The following is an 18,085-nucleotide window of genomic DNA, read 5'->3' as shown; positions in this document are numbered from 1 at the left end:
CGATAAATTCAAACTTCAGCATTACGCAAAAACCCTCTACAACTCCTACTCGTTGTGTACTCTGCGTCCTCTGCGGTTCGTTTTTTCCTAATTTTGCGTTATAAAATCCCTAATTAATTTTAGAGACGTTCCACCGGAACGTCTCTACAATAAACTACTGATTTGATTTATTTGCGGAAAAATCAACAACCAACGGCGAATTACCGTTGTGTGATTTTACCTCCAAAGGCGACTTCACATCACCCGGCTTTGCAGTTTGTTGATTCCATAAAATCATCGACAATAGCCCATCTACCAAGCCGTTACTGGTGCCATTGCTACCACCGACGAGAACATCTGGGATAAGACGAACATTGCGATCGCCTATAATTTGCATTAATTGCATCGCCGTATATCCTTGCGTTCCCAAAGCTTCCACACCAGCGCTGTAAGTTTCCGCTTTCGCATTACCAACAGCCCGAATACCTTCAGCTTCACCCACAGCTTGCAAGCGAGTTGCTTCCGCTTGACCGGTAGCTTGTTTAATCTGCGCGTTTGCCTTCAATTCAGCAATTTTAACACTCTGCTCGGACTTCACCATTTCTTGCTGAATCTCCGCCAACGCCGTTTCCCGAACTAATTGTTGGCGCTGGGTTTGAGCGAATTCTTGCACTTGATAAGTCTTGCGTTGTTCCTCCGCAATTTTACGGTCTGTCTGTGTTTGCATTAAAGCTGCTGGCGGGAGAATATCACCAATCAAAGTATCAATCGCCTGCACATCATAACAGCGTAACGCAGCCTTAATATACTCAGCCGCTTCCGCCTGCCGTTCGCTGCGTGCCGTCAAAAAGTCAAGTACACTGTAATCTTGCGCCGAGTTGCGGAAGTAATTACCGATAGTCGGTTCCAACACATGATCTACCAGATTTTGCATCGAGCCGACGCGGGAAATCACTTTTGGCGCATCCAAAGCACCCACATGAATAATTTGCGCTACTTCCAAATCGAAAGCAAACCCATCTTGAGAACGCACCGTCAAAGAAGCTAATTTGGCATCATAACTGTGACGTTCGGTGCGACCAGACCAATTTAAAACTATATTAGTCGTTGGCACCAATTCAATCTTCATGATGCGGCTATTAATTGGATGCTTACCCGGATACAACGGTTCCACCCAGACACCTTTGTGTCCCACATTTACCAAATTACCGTGAGTAAATGCTGCTCCACTGACATCTTGATGTGCCTTACCCACATAGGAAATTACCACACCTACATAGCCGATAGGAATTTCCGTCATCGCTACTTGCTCAACTTGGACAAACCAAGGATTGAGATTCCAAGAACCAGAAAGCAGAATTTGCTCTTGCAAACCGCGTCTTCCACCAGCATCGACAAATTTCTGAGTATTTTGGAAATTGTCGTGTCCGTCAATTACAGGTCCAGCCATTTCACCGGCGGGAATAGGAATACCATCTAAAGTGGTGACGATGCCAACTTTATCTGCGGCAAGACTGTACACCCGCAACTGTTCAGCACTCATGCCATGTGCGTTAGCATTTGCCGCCGTAATTATTTTAAATAAAGCGGTGTTGATGCGGTAAGTACCAGCGGTGAGAAAACCCATTTGCCGACCTCTTTCTCCCCCTTGGGTCAAGAATTTCCGCGCATCTTGGTAATCGTCGCAATTGACGATTTTGCCTAAAATGCGTTCTGGGGGGATGGGTGCGCCATCTGCGGCAACGATGAGAGCGATTTCACCTTGGGGGACAACTACTACCGGTTCTTTTTTGACTGAGTACTGCCAAGGTAAATAGCCCCAGTGCCACCCAGGAGCAAGGGTATCGGCTTGCAAGCCTGCTTCGCCATTTAGGGCTATTAGCCGTCCTGCGGGGAGTTTGCGTCCAGAAATGTCAAATTTTTTGATGACAATGCCAACTTCACGTTCGCCAATTACCACCAGTCCGCCAAAGAAGAGGGGGACAAATACGACTAAACCGCCGACAATAACGATGGGAATCAGTCCCCACGGATTAAGCTGCATTGCCTGATATTTGCTGCTATCAATTTTAAGTTGGGCAATCGGCTTGACTTGACTTACCTGGACTGATGGGTCGGTAGTTTCTTGTGTGGTGGAAATTTTTGTGGGAGCGGCGCTTGCTGCTTGAATTGTAGTAGCGATCGCCAAAGAAGCAAAGAGCGATGTTGCAAAACGAAATATTTTATTTGGCTGACGGCTATCAAAGGAATTTTTACGGCTTTGCATAAAACTTGCCCCTCTGGGCAACAATTATCTAAACTATTACTTCACCAAGAGTTCCCCACATTTCTTAAACTTGTTGCACTTGTATACAAAAATTTATTACTACCGAGATTTTCGTAATTTTCGTGAAATGCTATCATAATAAAAATGTAAATTTAATCTCGTAGTAGGCACTTAAGTGGCTGAATTAAGCGATGAATCGCTTACTACTTTTTCATAAAAAAATCTCGCTTTATGAGAATAAAAACTCCTCATAGAAAGTTGCTAGGAGGAGTTCTTATTTGTTGGGAAGAATATTATTCCCTAACTTAAGTTTGGGCAGATTGGATGTTTATACCATACCGCCGGCAGCTTGAAAGCGTGCGCGAGCGCGTTTGTAAGCTTGTGTTGCTTGGATTTGGGCTTGGCGGTCTTCTGCTTGCACTTGATTCACGCGGGTTTCTGCTTGATTGAAAGCAGCACGGGCTTCTTCAAGGTTAATTGAGTCGCCTTTTTCCGCACCGTTAACCAGAATTGTAATTTCGTTTTCTTCGACTTCGGCAAAACCACCCATGAGAGCGATCGCTGTCCAATTCTGATTTTTATTTGCACGTACTCGCATCACACCTGTATCCAAAGCGGTCAAGAGTGGCGCATGTCCTGTGAGAATACCTAGCTGACCAGTAGTACTGGGCAACACCACTTCTTCAGCTGCGGCATCCCACACTGTTTTATCTGGAGAAATTACACGAACAGTTAGGGTCATATCTGGTAAATGATGATTGGTAATTGGGCAATGGGCAATGGGCAATGGGCATTGGGCAAGGGGAATAAGAGATTCTTTCGATGCCCCATGATGCCACATGCGTGACTGTCGCTTCTAGCCTTTCCAACGCACTGCCTCCCCCATGCCCCATGCCCCATGCCCCATGCCCCATTACCTATTAACTAATTAGCTTTTGAGCTTTTCAGCTTTGGCGATCGCTTCGTTAATGTCGCCTACCAAGTAGAACGCTTGTTCGGGCAGCTCGTCCAATTTGCCATCAAGAATCATTTGGAAGCCTTTGATGGTGTCTTCCAATTTTACGTATTTACCAGGAGAACCGGTGAATACTTCTGCTACAAAGAAGGGCTGAGATAGAAAACGCTCAACTTTGCGGGCACGAGATACGATCAGGCGATCGTCTTCTGACAATTCATCCAAACCAAGAATGGCGATGATGTCTTGCAGTTCTTTGTAACGTTGCAGAGTTGCTTGTACAGCACGAGCGGTGTTGTAGTGTTCGTCACCCACAATGTTGGGTTGCAACATGGTGGAAGTGGAACCTAACGGATCTACAGCCGGATAAATTCCTTTTGCTGCCAAACCGCGAGACAGCACTGTTGTACCATCCAAGTGAGCAAAGGTGGTTGCAGGTGCGGGGTCAGTCAAGTCATCCGCAGGTACGTACACGGCTTGAATCGAAGTAATAGATCCTTCGTTGGTAGAGGTAATCCGCTCTTGCAGTGCCCCTACGTCGGTTCCCAATGTAGGCTGGTATCCTACAGCAGACGGCATCCGACCTAGTAGCGCCGATACTTCAGAACCTGCTTGTACGAACCGGAAGATGTTGTCAACAAACAGCAGCACGTCTTGCTTATTCACATCTCGGAAGTACTCAGCCATTGTCAAACCAGACAAACCAACCCGCATTCTTGCTCCGGGTGGCTCGTTCATCTGACCGTAAACTAGAGCAATTTTAGACTCGTTGAGGTTGTCTTTATTGATTACCCCAGATTCAATCATTTCGTTGTAGAGGTCATTACCCTCACGAGTCCGTTCACCTACACCAGCGAATACGGACACACCACCGTGTTGAGTCGCGATGTTGTTGATCAATTCCATCATGATCACGGTCTTACCGACCCCTGCACCACCGAACAGACCAATTTTACCGCCACGTCGATAGGGTGTTAGCAAGTCAACAACTTTAATTCCTGTCTCGAACACGGAAGGCTTGGTTTCCAGTTCGGTGAGTAGGGGAGCAGCGCGGTGAATCGGTAATTTGTCCTCAGTATTGACTGGTCCCCTGTTGTCTACGGGTTCGCCAAGAACGTTAAAAATCCGTCCTAAGGTAACTTTACCAACGGGCACGCTGATGGGAGCGCCAGTATCAACGGCTTCCATGCCACGGACTAAGCCATCGGTGGTGCTCATGGAAACGGCTCTCACCTGGTTATCGCCCAGCAACTGCTGCACTTCGCAAGTCAGCGAAATTTCCTGTCCGCCTTCGTTCGTGCCTTTGACGAGCAAAGCGTTGTAGATTTGCGGCATTTTCCCGGTGGGGAATTTAACGTCTACAACCGGACCAATAATTTGAGTAATGTAGCCTATGTTAGTTTTTTCTGCGGTGGTGACCATGCTGGGTGCTAATAAATGAAGCTATATTTGGTGATAGGGTCGTCGGCGACTTAAGATTAACGTTTCATCTTCCAGGTTATCACCGAACGACTCCTATCTTCGCCATAAATTGATTCTTAAGACTGATGTCCTCAAGTAGGCAGCAGACTATGATCCTAAAGGCTTTGGGTCAGACTAGAGAGCAAAAAAGTGTTTTGATTTGGCATAGAGCAAACCGCGATCGCTCGCTCTTCGTGGCTGATATTCGCACGCTTGCTTTGTATGCGCTCAACATAGCTGTGAGAAATTATCCTATCCTACGCCGAAAAGAAAAAAGCTGCCGCCAAAGCGCGATCGCGCACTTAGGCAGCAGTTCTATACCATTTCACTCTGAATATCTAATACACGCGATGCCAATGACATTTCGCAAAACCTGATTAATCTAAATTAGGACTTACGCACTTCCTTCGTCTTACCAATTGATTTCACGTAGGGGCAATTCATGAATTGCCCCTACAAGACTTGAATTCGCGTGCGTTCATTCCGATAAATGTAATAAATTATTTAGAAAGATATACAAGTCAACTTTACTACATTGGGTATTTACCTTCGATGAAAGCTGTGTGAATAGATGTCCAAATCTTCTGATTGTCTTTAAGATAAGGGTAAGCAACACATCGACACAGCATAAGATATATGAATTTCTCGTCAGCGCGACAAAATTTTTACCAGGAGATTCAACAGCCTGACGGAAATATCGATTTGGCAAAGGCGGCATTATATATTGCCCAAGAAGAATATCCCGACCTGGATGTTGAACACTACCTCAACGTCCTCGATACAATGGCAGCGGAAGCTAAAAAACGCTTGCCAATCGGACGTTATCCTTTGCGGGTAATTCAAAGTATTAATCAGTATCTTTACGATGATTTGGGATTTGCAGGCAATAAAAAAGACTATTACGACCCCCGCAACAGCTTTTTGAATGATGCGATCGATCGCCGATTGGGAATTCCGATTAGTTTGGCGCTAGTTTACCTAGAAGTTGCCCGAAGAGTTGATTTCCCGATGGTGGGGGTAGGAATGCCATTACATTTCTTAATCCGTCCAGATATTCCCGATATGGAGATTTTTGTTGATGCGTTTAATAACGGTGAAGTGATGTTCGTCGAAGATTGCCAAGAAAGGCTTTCGCAAATATATCAACAAAGCGTGACGCTACAACCGGAATTTTTAGCCGCAGTGAATCATCGGCAATTTTTGGTGAGGATGCTGACGAATCTGAAATATATTTATCTGAAACAGCAGGATATAGAAAAAGCTTTAGCAGCAGTTGAGAGAATTTTGCTGTTGTTGCCTGATACGATTTTAGAATTGCGCGATCGCGGTTTGCTCTACTATCAACTCGGTCTTTACACCCAAGCTACTCAAGACTTGCAAAGTTATTTAACAAGAGTTCCCGATGCTGAAGATGCGTCGGTGATTCGACGGTTGCTGGCTGAGATGGCGAGAGGATGAGGGAGAGTGGGGGAGTGGGGGAGTGGGGAGAGTTCTTGAGATGGGGGATAGGGGGAAAGAAGAATTATTCTCCAAGTCTTTTTGTCTCCAAGTCTTTTTGTCCCCTTGTCTTTCCATCCCCCACTCCCCCACTCCCCCACTCCCCCCATTCCCTCATCTCCCCACTTTCTACTCTTACCGAAAGCCTTGCTGTACTTCTTGCGCGACTCTTTTAAGTCGTTGCAGTTGTTCTTGCATGTCTTTTTTTGTCCAGGGTTCGGCGAAAGTTTTGAAGCCCCAGCTAATTATCGGGTTGGGAATCTCAAATTCAAAGCGGTTAACTAGACGCGTTCCTTGTTCGACTGGTTGACATTCCCAGCGATCGCGTCCGGTGAAAAAACCGTCAAACTCCCACACTACCAAACCCGGTTGTCTTTCGACAACTGTGCTATTTAATGTCGGTTTTATTATCGGTATTTGAATCACAAACTTGCTTTTACTACCATTATCGCTACTCCAAGTTTCCCCCACAGGTTCGCAACGCAGGGCAGGATTAAGCCAACGGTGCATGAGAGTTAAATCAGTAATACATCTCTCAACCACCGTCGCTGTAGCATTAATTTGAATTGATTGTTCAAAAACAGAAGACATTTTACATCTTTGAAGCTATTGCTGCACTTACAATAACGCTATATTTAGCGCTGCCAACACACTAAATCAATCCTAAAGCCAACTCAGCTTTAGAAATAAAAATATATACAACGACGCCAAAATCAGTGATATTTTACTGTTTTGGCACTAGTAATTTCACAAAACGAGTTGTCAACCAAGCAGATAAAAAAAATACTCTTGATGTCAACTCTATATATGATTTTACTGGTAGATTTATAGGCAAAACACTGGTAACTTAACTGGCATGTATATTTGTGCTATACAATACACGCCAGAAGAATCTGACGTGTTTTGGAAATAACAGTTTACCTTAATTTGGGAAAACTATGAATACAACTTGGCAAGGAATAACCCAGGTGATGGAACTTGGTTTGTTGATGAGGGTGCAAGATTTTTTGGCACAGTCGCCAACCCTATCACCAGATCAATCAAATGCAGTCAATTATGTGCAAGGAAGTGTCCAGCAGGTAGTTCTATTTCTACCTAGGTTGCTGGGGGCAGCAGTAATTTTACTGCTTGGCTGGCTGATTGCGGCAGGAGCTGCGGCATTAGTACGCGGCATTCTCAATCGCACTAAAATAGATAACCGTATTGCCGCTGGTTTGACTGGTAGCGATACAGTCCAAGTGGAGAAATTTGTCGCCGGCTTGGTCTTTTGGTCTATCCTGCTGTTAACCATAGTTGCTGTATTAGATACTTTAGAGTTGAGAGTCGCTTCTCAACCGCTTAATTCTTTTCTCGAACAAATTGGTGAGTTCTTACCCAGGTTAGTAGCTGCGGGAGTCATCCTTTTAATAGCTTGGTTAGTCGCTAGCCTCGTTAAGCTGATAACCATACGCGGACTCAGCGCTTTGCGGCTAGATGAGCGTTTGAATCCACCGGAAACACAAGATGCCGTCCCAAATCTCAATCAATTGTCTCTGAGTGAGACGATTGGCAACGCTTTATATTGGTTCATCTTTTTGCTGTTTCTCATTCCAATTTTGGATACTTTGGGGTTACAGCAGGCTTTACAACCAGTACAAAGTCTGGTAACGCAGATTATCTCAATTCTGCCGAATATTTTAGCGGCGGTGTTGATTGGTGTTGTCGGCTGGTTTGTGGCTAATATAGTGCGACGGATTGTCAGCAACTTACTGGCAGCAACTGGAATTGATGATTTGGGGAGACGCTTTGGACTTTCGTCTACTGCCGGAGCGCAATCTTTATCGTCGATTATCGGCACGATTGTCTATGTGTTGATTTTGATTCCGGTTGCGATCGCCTCCCTGAATGCTTTGCGAATTGACGCGATTTCCTTACCGGCGATCGCCATGTTGCAGCAAATTCTGAATGCCTTACCTGCGATCTTCACCGCGATCGCCATTTTGATTATTGCTTATTTCGTCGGGCGATTTGTGGGCGAACTTGTTACCAACATCCTCACAAGTATCGGCTTTAACAACATCTTCTCTGTCTTAGGTCTGCCAACTCCCGTCAGACGCACCACATATCCAGCAGACACAGAAGCACTTCCCCCAGCCCGAACTCCATCGGAAATTGTTGGTATCGTTGTTTTAGTTGGCATCATGCTATTTGCCACAGTCGCGGCAGTGAATATTTTGAATATTCCCGCACTCACGCTACTGGTAAGTGGCATAGTCGTCATATTCGGGCGCATTTTGGCGGGATTGATTGTATTTGCCATCGGTTTGTTCTTAGCAAATCTGGCTTTTAGCATCATTGCCAGTTCGGGAAATGCCCAAGCACGGATTTTGGCTCAAGTAGCGCGGATTGCGATTATTGCTTTGGTTTCGGCAATGGCACTGCAACAGATTGGTGTTGCTAGTGATATTGTCAACTTAGCCTTTGGACTTTTACTCGGTGCGATCGCTGTTGCTACTGCCTTATCTTTCGGTCTCGGTGGTCGCGAAATTGCCCGCGATCAAGTTCAACAATGGTTAAACTCTTTTAAAAGTAAAGGGTAAATACTAGGGACTGGGGACTAGGGACTGGGGACTAAGGCACGAAAGTTATTCCCTAACCCCTAACCCCTAACCCTAAATCTCGGAACTTCTATCTCAAAAGTTGAACTTTAGAGCTTTGAACTTAGTGTTTGAGTTTAGAACTTGACATTTGGAGTTCAAAGCACGAACTTTCGAGTTCTGAACACGAAGTTCCGAGTTCGGAACACGAAGTTTCAAGTTCGGAACACGAACTTTCGAGTTCTGAACACGACATTCCGAGTTCGGAACACGAAGTTCCGAGTTCTGAACACGACATTCCGAGTTCCGAACACGACATTCCGAGTTCCGAACACGAAGTTCCGAGTTCTGAACACGAAGTTCCGAGTTCCGAACACGAAGTTCCGAGTTTTAAGAGCGATCTTCGTAGCTTACCGTAGGTATCGCTTTTCTTTTACCGATAAAACAATTCTGTTTGCTCAGAAAAACGAATATAAAAGTCAACACTAGACCTATGAGCACTCATTCTTTTTGCCACTGTCGTGAGAAAGCTTTTTTCCTACCCCTTTCCCTACTTTCCAAAAAGTCTAGTTAACACTTAGTATTATTAGTTGAATAAACTTTAGCATTTTTTGATATATCTTTTGATATTATTTTTTGAGATAAAAATTTTTTGACTGCTTTCAAACAAGCAAAGTTTAGATAGTGTTTGAGACAGGGGACACTACCATGAATAAAATCAGCAGACGTGAAGCCTTGATGTTTGCAGCTTTCGCGGGTGGTTCTATATTGCTACCCGTAATCTTTCCGCATCGAGGATATGCTCAGAGAACCGATGAGAAAGTCGAGCCGTTTACACTTGCCTTTCGCACCCCACCAGTGTTAAATCCTGTACGTAGCGATTCCACAACTGATTATTACCAGATAACAATACAGAAAGCTATTGTAGAAATATTACCAGGGCGAACGACAGAAATTTGGGGCTATAACGGTACATTTCCGGGTCCGACAATTAAACAACGTAAAAATCGCTCCTCAGTTGTACGCTTTATCAACGATGTTAATACACCTACCGTGGTTCATCTGCATGGGATGGCATCGCTACCGCAGTACGATGGCTACGCAGAAGATTTAATTCCTCAAGGATACTACAAGGACTATATCTATCCCAACATCAACGCCGCCACTATGTGGTATCACGACCACGCAGTTCATCAAACTTCACGAAACGTGTACATGGGGCTGGTGGGAATGTATATTGTCGAAGATGAAAATGAACTTAATCTGCCACTTCCCAAGGATGATTATGATATTCCCTTAATCATTCATGATAAAAAATTCGCGGCTGATGGTTCGTTAATTTTTGATGACCAAGCCGAACACAGTTTGATGGGGGATGTGATTACAGTTAACGGTGTACCTTATCCCCGGATGGAGGTAGCAAACCGCAAGTACCGCTTCCGGGTGTTAAACGCATCAATTTCCCGCTCTTACAAACTTGCTCTGAGTACGGGTGACGACTTGATTGCGATCGGTACTGATGCGGGGTTAAAGCCTGCACCAGTAAATACCAAAGAGATGCGTATCGGGATGGCAGAGCGCTACGATTTGATAATCGATTTTTCTAAATATCCGATAGGAACCCAGGTAGTATTGCAAAATTTGGGACTTCCCAACAATGATAATACTGGGGATACCAATAAGATTATGCGCTTTGATGTGGTACGTGAAGAGAGCGATAACAGTTTCATTCCTAGCACGTTACGCAATATTGAATTTTTCCCAGAATCTTCAGCAGTGCGATCGCGTGACTTTACATTTGAGCAAAGTAATCGATTGTGGGTAATCAACGGCAATGTTTGGGACATAAACCGAGTTGATGCCAATCCCCAATTAGAACAAATCGAGATTTGGACACTGCATAACAACTCCGGTCTTTGGTTTCATCCGGTTCACCTTCACCTAATTGATGCTCAAATTCTTGACCGTAACGGTCAGCCACCTTTCGCTTATGAACGTGGTATGAAAGATGTCTTCTACGTTGGTGAAAACGAAACGGTAAGAATAATTGGCAAGTTTAGACCAAACATAGGCAAGTACATGTACCACTGCCATAACATGGTTCACGAAGACCACGACATGATGAGTCAGTTTGAAGTCGCGCAAAATGGGATAGATCCGCTGTCAGCACCAGCAAAACCACTTCCAGCACCAGCGTTATGAAAAAGAGGGGGAGAGGGGGAGAGGGGGGGATGGGGGGATGGGGGAGAGGGGGGAGACAAGGAAGACGAAAAGACAAACTCCCCCTGTCCCCCTGTCCCCCTGTCCCCTTGTCTCCTTGTCTCCTTGTCCCCTACTAGAGTGCGGTCTATTTGTATCAACTTTCAAGTGAAACGGTATTACCCTTTCCCCCTCTTGATCTTCTCTTGCAACTCATCCTTGATGCGGTTGAGAATCGAAGTCTCATCAAGACTTGCCAAAATCTTCCCAATTACCGCTTTCGGTCCATCAGAACCCCAAGTTGCCCCATTAGCCAAATAAGCTTTGGTGACTTGTCCGATTCCGTAAGAAGCAACACCAGTTACACCCGCTTGAGTTATCGCAACTGTTACGTAAGGAGCGAAAGAAGCGCCACCTGTAACGGGTGCAGAGATACCAAGTAAAGTTTTTAACCCGCTTAAACCGAGAGTTGCTAACAGTTCGCTCGCACCGATACCGCCCATACTCAGGGCGATTTTTTGTAATAATTGTACGGCTCCAGTTTCCGTCATGGGGATGCCGTAGAGTTTGGATAAGCCGAGAATTAAAGCAATATCAATAACTACACCGCTCAGTATATCCACCACTGTAACGGGATTGAGAGCGATCGCTAAAGCTTTAGTCATGACAGCTTTCCAAATCAACTGATTCGCAGCGCGATCGCGAATCATCAACTTGCGCTGCACCAACTGCTCATTCACATTATCCGCGTAAATCATCGTGTTCAAAGCCACCAAAGCTTTGCCCTCGCGGTGTAAAATCTCTAATATTTTCAGCTTTAGTTCTTCAACTTGGGCATTACCTGCACGCAATTGTATTCCCCTAGTACCATCGGCACGTTGAACCGCAGTCTTTACTAAAGGTGATGCTGCTGCCATGACAATTTCTAGGGGTGAGAGTAATTCCCGCACCCTTTCATCGCGGACTTTGTGGTAAACTGCCATGCGATCGGCTTCTGGATACTGGTCAACCTTGTTAAACACCAAAATTATTGGTTTACCAGCTTCGCGCAACTGAGAAAGAGCCTCATGTTCTAATTTCGTCATGTCCCCAGAAATAACAAACAGAATTAAATCTGCTTGTTTTGCAACTTGTTCAGCTAAAGCAGTGCGAGTTTCCCCATCTACTTCATCTAAACCCGGAGTATCAATCAATTCCACCTGAGATTGACCGATTCCAGGTAAAGTTACACGTAAAGCGCGATTTGAAGAAGCGATCGCTTCGGAACTAATACTCCAATTAACTCGCTGTGCAGCACGAGTCACACCATGCAAAGGACCCGTTTCAAACACCGATTGTCCAACCAAAGCATTCAATAACGAAGACTTCCCACGTCCCACCATTCCAAAAGCCGCAATTTGCACCACCATGCGGTCTAACTTGCCCAACATAACTTCTAAATCGCCAATTTCCTCTTCCAGTCCGCGTTTTTCTTGGGGAGTCAAATCAAGTTTAGTTACCAAACTTCTTAATGCCGTTTGTGCCTGCTTATAATTAAGTTCCGCCTGAATATCTTCAAAACTGAAAATAGCCTTATCAAGTTCTTCCTCCCAACTAGAAGAATCACTTTCATGAGGATCGGGCAAAGGCAACGTCGAATTCATATTAATTTCAGATTTTTTCTTTAAAATTTTAAATAGATACCCTTATTAATCCTAGTGATTTTCTAACGTAGTAAGCGCAAAGACGCTTAATTCAGATTCGTTGTGACACTTGCGTAATTACTAACAACATTTAGTAAATAAACGTAGGGTGCGTTACGGACGATAGTCCTAACGCACCAACTTAAATACTAAATTCAAGTGCGTTACTTCGTTAACACACCCTACGTAAAGTTAGGCAGTAGTAAATTCGGGTGCGTTACTTCGTTAACACACCCTACCTAAAGGGCAACGGACTAAACCCCACACAAATTGACCAATAATATCCTTCCACTTGTTCGGCGGTAGTACCATCCCTACCTACACCTACTTACTTACCTCACACAGACATTTTCTTAAATTTGCTAGAGTACACACACCAGGATATTTCAGTTAAACCTCTGATAATGCCAGCATTTTAAGGCAACCCATGCTAACAAACACCCTACTTCTCTCCAATCAACTCCCCACCTTACAATACACCTCCACACCAGAGCGATTCGATGAAACCTGGGAAGCACCCCTGGCAATCCTCCTGGGACTAGGACGCGCTGCCGGCGCGGACTTCATCGAATTCTTCTTAGAACGTCGTAACTATATTAGTTGCCTTGCAGAAGACGATTCTATCACCAGCATTTCACCCAGTCTTGCTACTGGTGCAGGAGTGAGAGTATTTCGTGGCAAAGCCGACTGCTACGTAAGCACCAACAACCTTTCATTTATCGGTTTGAAAGCCGCATTAGAAAAAGGACTTTCCATCTTAGGATTGCAACTACCAGCAGCTAACGCTTTCATCCCCGAAATCAACCTCGAACTACTCAGAGACTACGCCACCAAAAGAGGCAAAGACAAATGGCTACCTTTATGTAGTTCCATCCGCGAAATGGGAGAAGTCCTCCTTGATAGTACCGCCTACTTGCAACGAAAAGCCAACCACATTCAATCTCGCCGCGCCACTTACTTCCGCGATTGGCAAGAAGTTTTAGTCGCTGCTAGTGATGGCACATTTGCCCGTGACATTCGCCTCACTCAATCTGTCGGCTTTAACCTTTTGTGTGCTGATGGTGCAAATCGTACCTCCATTGCCGAACGTGCTGGTAATACTAGCGATGCCAACTTCTTGAGAACCTGGGATTATCAACAATCCGCCGAGCAGATAGCCGAATCAGCAGGTAAAATGCTTTACGCCGATTACGTAGAATCTGGCACATACCCCATTATCATGGCCAATCACTTTGGCGGGGTAATTTTCCACGAAGCTTGCGGACACCTTTTAGAAACCACGCAAATTGAACGCAACACCACACCCTTTGCTGACAAAAAAGGCGAAAAAATTGCCCACGAAAGTCTTACAGCATGGGATGAAGGACGTTCAGAAAACGCCTTCGGCACAATTGACATGGACGACGAAGGAATGCCCGCTCAAAGAACGCTATTAATTGAAAAAGGCGTTTTAAAGAACTTCTTAGCAGACAGAACAGGTTCATCGCGCACCGGACACCCCAGAACCGGCAGCGGACGCCGCCAAAATTACACCTATGCTGCCGCTAGTCGGATGCGAAATACTTATATCGCGACTGGTGAATACAGCACAGAAGATTTATTTGCCTCAATTGACAAAGGCATTTACTGTAAAAAAATGGGTGGTGGTAGCGTCGGTGCCACAGGACAATTTAACTTTGGTGTAGACGAAGCTTATTTAATAGAAAATGGCAAAATTACCAAGCCATTAAAAGGAGCCATCCTCATCGGCGAAGCAAAGGAAATTATGAATAAAATTTCCATGTGTTCCCAAGATTTATCATTAGCCGCAGGTTTTTGTGGCTCGGTCAGTGGCAGCATTTACACCACAGTCGGACAACCCCACATCAAAGTAGATTCTATCACCGTAGGCGGACGCTAACCTCTCTAACTCGTAGTAAGCACTTTAGTGCTTTATTAAGCGCTAAAGCGCTCACTACAAAATATTCAAAATAAATCAAATGGAATTTTGAAGTAGAAATCGACTATGCCGAATATCAACGAAATTGCAACATCTGCCAAGGAAACTGCTAACAAACTTGGCATTAATAAATTTGACATTTACGGCTCAACTGTAGATGAAACCAGCGTACAAGTAGATCAAGGTGAGCCAAAACAAGTTAAAGCTTCAAATCGCTCTGGTGTCACCGTTCGAGTGTGGAACGAAGACAACACAATGGGTGTCACCAGCACCACAGATGTAGATCCAAAAGGACTGGAATTAGCTTTAAAAACCGCTTACGAAGCTAGTTTCTTCGGTGTTAGGGAAAACGTCCCCGATTTTAGTCCAGAAGCGACTGTCAACATCGAGAATAATAAGAGCGAGAAAGCAAATCAAGCACCAGTTTCCCAACTAATAGAAAGCCTAGTCAAAGCTGAAAAAGAACTTTTATCAGTTCATTCGGCTATTAAAGGAGTACCTTATAACGGTTTAGCGCAAAGAGATATTGACAGGTTCTATCTCAACAGCAACGGTGCAATTAGAACCGAATCTCACTCTTTAGCATCGATATATCTTTACAGCAAAACCGAAGAAGAAGGTAAAAAACCGCGTAGTGCTGGTGCTTTTAGAATCAACCATAATTTAGATAACCTAGACATCAATGGTTGCATCAAAGAAACAGCAGATAAAACAATTAGCCATTTGAACTATGAAAAAGTCACAACTGGTAAATATCGAGTAGTTTTCTCACCAGAAGCTTTCTTGAGTTTGCTAAGTGCTTTTTCTAACTTGTTCAACGCTCAAAGTATCCTTGACAAACAAAGTTTATCTACCCCTGATTCTCTCGGAAATCAAATAGCCTCCCCTCTACTTTCTGTATGCGATGATGCGCTGCATCCAGCTAATATCGGTGCGGAAGCTTTTGATGGCGAAGGAACTCCTACACGTCGAGTTTCGCTAATCGAAAATGGTGTTTTAACAGGCTTTCTCCACAGTGCTGGTACTGCGAAAAGAATGAACGCCAATCTTACAGGTAACGCAAGCATTGGTGCAAAAGTTAGCGTCAGTCCTAACTTTTATCATGTATTTGCAAGTACAAATTCTGAGGAAGAATACAGCTTAGAAACTGCGGAAAATGTAATTCTCATTGATGACCTACAAGCTTTACACGCGGGAGTAAAAGCTTTACAAGGCTCCTTTTCACTACCATTTGATGGTTGGTTAGTCAATAAGGGCGTGAAAACCAGTATCGAATCAGCAACAGTTGCAGGCGATTTCCTACAAGTTCTCAAGTCAATTATTTATGTTGACAAAGAACCAGAATTAACACCCGGAGGTGTTTGTCCGAGAATTTGGATTGATGAACTGTCGATTACCGGTGAGTAACAGTTAGGAGTTAGGAGTGATGAGTTAAGAGTTGAATTGAATTCTTAACTCATCACTCTTAAGTTGTCGCTAATCACCCAAATTAGCATTATTCACCGCCACCTACGCCGATATTGGTATTAAATACATCAGTACCATTCAAATTAGCGCCTATTAAAGTAGCGCCTTCTAACTCGGCACTATACAATTTAGCATTGCTGAGATTAGCATTGCTGAGATCGGCATTATTTAAGGTTGTACTATTTACAAATGCTTGTTTTAAATTAGCACCCTTCAAATTCGCGCCAGTTAAATCAGCACCTTCTAAATTAGCATTTTGTAAATTAGCACCCTTCAAATTAGCACTCCGCAAATCTGCACCAATCAAGTGAGCACCTTTAAGGTTTGCACCGCTTAAATCACACTTGAGACATTCTCCGGTTTTTAACAAACGCTGAACATGAGCGGGGTTTGCTGCTTTTGCGGGAACGGAAGCACCCAGAGATATTGCGCTTAATAAAGCTACCGCAGCTAAAGATTGAATTCTCATAGTTAATTCCCTCCCAAATTTTTAGAAGCTATTTAATAAGTATTTGGCACAAATCCTAAACACATACTTTGATTTGCAACCGCTTACTTAACTTCTACAAGGTCAGTATTACCGATTCCCGAATTCAACGCCTCATGCGATCGGAGGAATTAAAAGCTTCAATTATATCTAATATCCTTTTTTTAGCTACGCTAAAGGGAGTAAATTGCTATGCAAGTTGCTCAGGCAATCAGTGAAGATTCAAAGTGGTAAAAAGCCTTTGTGATAAGCATCCTGGCTGTTTGCTGAAAGGTTTTTGCTACACGTAAGATTTAATGTAAATCAGAATCTGTCTTTGGGTAGAGAAGGACATGTAAATTTGTAGCTGTGTTTATTATCTTATGAGAGCGATCGCTCTCGATTTCCTCTGCATCCACAAAGCCAGCACACTCAACAACACCAACCCCATCAACCCAGCTAAGGGATTTTGATTCACACCTGTAACCCAATCCGGAACCGCACCAGAATATTTAGTTAATTGCCCAACATTGATAATGTAATAACCCCAAATTAAACCAGCGTGAAGTCCTATCGATAAGCCCAAACGCCCTCTGCGCCAGCGTTTTGCCCACACCAAAAATAACGCCAGCAGCAGTAAACCGAAAAATTGCGGCGATGTGCGAATAATTTCTGACAGTGGTTTAATAAAGTGGGTGACAGCAAAAATAACCGCAGTTGCCCAAACTACCACACGCAGATTGTAATCGCGCTGCAACTCATCAAACAGCCATCCGCGAAATATTAACTCCTCGGCAAATCCATAAACCAAGGCAACAATCAACCCCTCTACAATAACTCTCAGTAAAAAAATACTCGGTTTTTGCCATACCAGCCAACCCAGCAATCCTTCTAGCCCAAACAAAATCAAAATATTAATTAGCCCAATTGCCAAGCCACGCAGCAAATCGATCGCATTTTGCGGTGTTCTTTCTAAACCATAATGTCTCAGTATCTGAGGTTGCTTGTAAAGTTTTTTGCCCCAAAGCCGCAGTAGCAAGATAAACTCTACATACAGCAATGGCATTGTCAAAATAGTTACTAAATTGTCATCTTGCACTAATAAGCGAATTGGTGCAGCTAAAGGCAACCACAGCAACAACAATGCCAAAATAAATATACCCAGCCGAACAGGGGCAGGGTATTGAGACACGCGAAGATAATTAACTTTCAAAAACCTTTGCCTGTTGATTGTTATTCGTCAGGTTCAATTGTGCTAGTCAAACCGTGATTTTTCAAGGTTTCACAATAGAATTCAGCGTGTTCCTGAGCGCAAGTTATAACTAAAGCTAGCCCATTCGTATGAGCTTCCATCATAATACTAACAGCCTGGGGCTGGGTGAGGTTCGGCACTGTGGTCATTAGCACCTGCACCACATGCTCCATCGGGTTGAAGTCATCGTTATGGAGCAAAACGCGATACCGAGGCGCAAGCTTACGGGTTGTTGAACGCTTCTCAATGGTTTCGACTGACACGGCTATTTGCTCTTTTCTGGTTTATCTACTACAGATTGTCTGCAAGCGCGATCGCTTAACAGTTATTTACCTATTCTATCTTA

16 protein-coding genes are annotated in these 18,085 nt (G+C 44.1%); 7 read left to right on the top strand and 9 right to left on the bottom strand.

Features of this window, described 5'->3' with window-relative positions:
• Window positions 1-154: 154 nt before the first annotated feature.
• The 3 genes from AABK37_RS03665 to atpD form a co-directional block, all read right to left on the bottom strand.
• On the bottom strand, window positions 155-2,245 hold the full coding sequence (locus tag AABK37_RS03665) for an SPFH domain-containing protein (protein ID WP_432550245.1): 2,091 nt from the start codon (window positions 2,243-2,245) through the stop codon (window positions 155-157).
• Between the two features lie 328 nt (window positions 2,246-2,573).
• Window positions 2,574-2,987, bottom strand: coding sequence for an ATP synthase F1 subunit epsilon (gene atpC / locus AABK37_RS03660; RefSeq protein WP_432550269.1), 414 nt, complete (start codon window positions 2,985-2,987; stop codon window positions 2,574-2,576).
• A 186-nt stretch (window positions 2,988-3,173) separates the two neighbouring features.
• Window positions 3,174-4,622, bottom strand: a complete 1,449-nt coding sequence (atpD, locus tag AABK37_RS03655; RefSeq protein WP_432550244.1) for a F0F1 ATP synthase subunit beta — start codon at window positions 4,620-4,622, stop codon at window positions 3,174-3,176.
• A gap of 149 nt (window positions 4,623-4,771) precedes the next feature.
• On the opposite strand from atpD, the gene AABK37_RS03650 reads away from it, so the two are divergent.
• Window positions 4,772-5,038 carry a hypothetical protein gene (locus AABK37_RS03650; protein ID WP_432550243.1) on the top strand — a complete coding sequence of 89 codons (267 nt, stop codon included), beginning with the start codon at window positions 4,772-4,774 and terminating at the stop codon, window positions 5,036-5,038.
• 259 nt (window positions 5,039-5,297) lie between these two features.
• Entirely contained in the window at window positions 5,298-6,119 is an 822-nt protein-coding gene (locus AABK37_RS03645; RefSeq protein ID WP_432550242.1) for a SirB1 family protein, read from the top strand.
• A gap of 174 nt (window positions 6,120-6,293) precedes the next feature.
• Here the strand turns inward: AABK37_RS03645 and AABK37_RS03640 are convergent, their stop codons facing one another.
• Complete coding sequence (locus AABK37_RS03640) at window positions 6,294-6,749, bottom strand: SRPBCC family protein (RefSeq protein WP_432550241.1); 456 nt, start codon at window positions 6,747-6,749, stop codon at window positions 6,294-6,296.
• Between the two features lie 347 nt (window positions 6,750-7,096).
• Between AABK37_RS03640 and AABK37_RS03635 the strand changes: the two genes are divergently transcribed.
• The 3 genes from AABK37_RS03635 to AABK37_RS03625 all read left to right on the top strand — a co-directional run bounded on the left by AABK37_RS03635 (window position 7,097) and on the right by AABK37_RS03625 (window position 10,936).
• Window positions 7,097-8,737, top strand: a complete 1,641-nt coding sequence (locus AABK37_RS03635) for a mechanosensitive ion channel (protein WP_432550240.1) — start codon at window positions 7,097-7,099, stop codon at window positions 8,735-8,737.
• A 128-nt stretch (window positions 8,738-8,865) separates the two neighbouring features.
• A complete protein-coding gene (locus tag AABK37_RS03630) occupies window positions 8,866-9,153 on the top strand; it encodes a hypothetical protein (protein WP_432550239.1) in 288 nt (95 codons plus the stop codon).
• Between the two features lie 289 nt (window positions 9,154-9,442).
• A complete protein-coding gene (locus AABK37_RS03625; RefSeq protein ID WP_432550238.1) occupies window positions 9,443-10,936 on the top strand; it encodes a multicopper oxidase family protein in 1,494 nt (497 codons plus the stop codon).
• On the opposite strand, the gene AABK37_RS03620 is transcribed toward AABK37_RS03625, so the two are convergent.
• Both AABK37_RS03620 and AABK37_RS03615 read right to left on the bottom strand, forming a co-directional pair.
• Window positions 10,931-11,101: a hypothetical protein gene (locus AABK37_RS03620; RefSeq protein WP_432550237.1), complete on the bottom strand. Its 171-nt coding sequence runs from the start codon at window positions 11,099-11,101 to the stop codon at window positions 10,931-10,933. The genes AABK37_RS03625 and AABK37_RS03620 overlap by 6 nt on opposite strands.
• An 11-nt stretch (window positions 11,102-11,112) precedes the next feature.
• A complete protein-coding gene (locus tag AABK37_RS03615; protein ID WP_432550236.1) occupies window positions 11,113-12,576 on the bottom strand; it encodes a GTP-binding protein in 1,464 nt (487 codons plus the stop codon).
• A gap of 466 nt (window positions 12,577-13,042) precedes the next feature.
• Here AABK37_RS03615 and AABK37_RS03610 point away from each other — a divergent pair, with 466 nt between their 5' ends.
• A complete protein-coding gene (locus tag AABK37_RS03610) occupies window positions 13,043-14,515 on the top strand; it encodes a TldD/PmbA family protein (RefSeq protein WP_432550235.1) in 1,473 nt (490 codons plus the stop codon).
• Window positions 14,516-14,620: 105 nt separating this feature from the next.
• On the top strand, window positions 14,621-15,961 hold the full coding sequence (locus AABK37_RS03605; RefSeq protein WP_432550234.1) for a TldD/PmbA family protein: 1,341 nt from the start codon (window positions 14,621-14,623) through the stop codon (window positions 15,959-15,961).
• An 88-nt stretch (window positions 15,962-16,049) separates the two neighbouring features.
• On the opposite strand, the gene AABK37_RS03600 is transcribed toward AABK37_RS03605, so the two are convergent.
• From AABK37_RS03600 to clpS, 3 genes are all read right to left on the bottom strand, one after another.
• Window positions 16,050-16,490: a pentapeptide repeat-containing protein gene (locus AABK37_RS03600; protein ID WP_432550233.1), complete on the bottom strand. Its 441-nt coding sequence runs from the start codon at window positions 16,488-16,490 to the stop codon at window positions 16,050-16,052.
• Between the two features lie 373 nt (window positions 16,491-16,863).
• Window positions 16,864-17,700, bottom strand: coding sequence for a CPBP family intramembrane glutamic endopeptidase (locus AABK37_RS03595; RefSeq protein ID WP_432550232.1), 837 nt, complete (start codon window positions 17,698-17,700; stop codon window positions 16,864-16,866).
• A 20-nt stretch (window positions 17,701-17,720) separates the two neighbouring features.
• Entirely contained in the window at window positions 17,721-18,002 is a 282-nt protein-coding gene (clpS, locus tag AABK37_RS03590; RefSeq protein ID WP_432550231.1) for an ATP-dependent Clp protease adapter ClpS, read from the bottom strand.
• Window positions 18,003-18,085: the final 83 nt, after the last annotated feature.

Origin of the sequence: Tolypothrix sp. VBCCA 56010, from assembly GCF_050875635.1 — a bacterium.
In the GTDB taxonomy this organism is placed as follows: Bacteria; Cyanobacteriota; Cyanobacteriia; order Cyanobacteriales; family Nostocaceae; genus Hassallia.
Note: the sequence above shows the minus strand (reverse complement) of the source record. Positions and strands in the feature narration are given on the sequence as shown.

What these genes read in the sequence shown, in the direction of transcription:
- AABK37_RS03640 (WP_432550241.1), bottom strand. Translation starts at nt 6,749, where the DNA reads ATGTCTTCTGTTTTTGAACAATCAATTCAAATTAATGCTACAGCGACG.
- AABK37_RS03665 (WP_432550245.1), bottom strand. Translation starts at nt 2,245, where the DNA reads ATGCAAAGCCGTAAAAATTCCTTTGATAGCCGTCAGCCAAATAAAATA.
- AABK37_RS03650 (WP_432550243.1), top strand. Translation starts at nt 4,772, where the DNA reads ATGATCCTAAAGGCTTTGGGTCAGACTAGAGAGCAAAAAAGTGTTTTG.
- AABK37_RS03645 (WP_432550242.1), top strand. Translation starts at nt 5,298, where the DNA reads ATGAATTTCTCGTCAGCGCGACAAAATTTTTACCAGGAGATTCAACAG.
- AABK37_RS03600 (WP_432550233.1), bottom strand. Translation starts at nt 16,490, where the DNA reads ATGAGAATTCAATCTTTAGCTGCGGTAGCTTTATTAAGCGCAATATCT.
- AABK37_RS03635 (WP_432550240.1), top strand. Translation starts at nt 7,097, where the DNA reads ATGAATACAACTTGGCAAGGAATAACCCAGGTGATGGAACTTGGTTTG.
- AABK37_RS03615 (WP_432550236.1), bottom strand. Translation starts at nt 12,576, where the DNA reads ATGAATTCGACGTTGCCTTTGCCCGATCCTCATGAAAGTGATTCTTCT.
- AABK37_RS03605 (WP_432550234.1), top strand. Translation starts at nt 14,621, where the DNA reads ATGCCGAATATCAACGAAATTGCAACATCTGCCAAGGAAACTGCTAAC.
- AABK37_RS03625 (WP_432550238.1), top strand. Translation starts at nt 9,443, where the DNA reads ATGAATAAAATCAGCAGACGTGAAGCCTTGATGTTTGCAGCTTTCGCG.
- atpC (WP_432550269.1), bottom strand. Translation starts at nt 2,987, where the DNA reads ATGACCCTAACTGTTCGTGTAATTTCTCCAGATAAAACAGTGTGGGAT.
- atpD (WP_432550244.1), bottom strand. Translation starts at nt 4,622, where the DNA reads ATGGTCACCACCGCAGAAAAAACTAACATAGGCTACATTACTCAAATT.
- AABK37_RS03610 (WP_432550235.1), top strand. Translation starts at nt 13,043, where the DNA reads ATGCTAACAAACACCCTACTTCTCTCCAATCAACTCCCCACCTTACAA.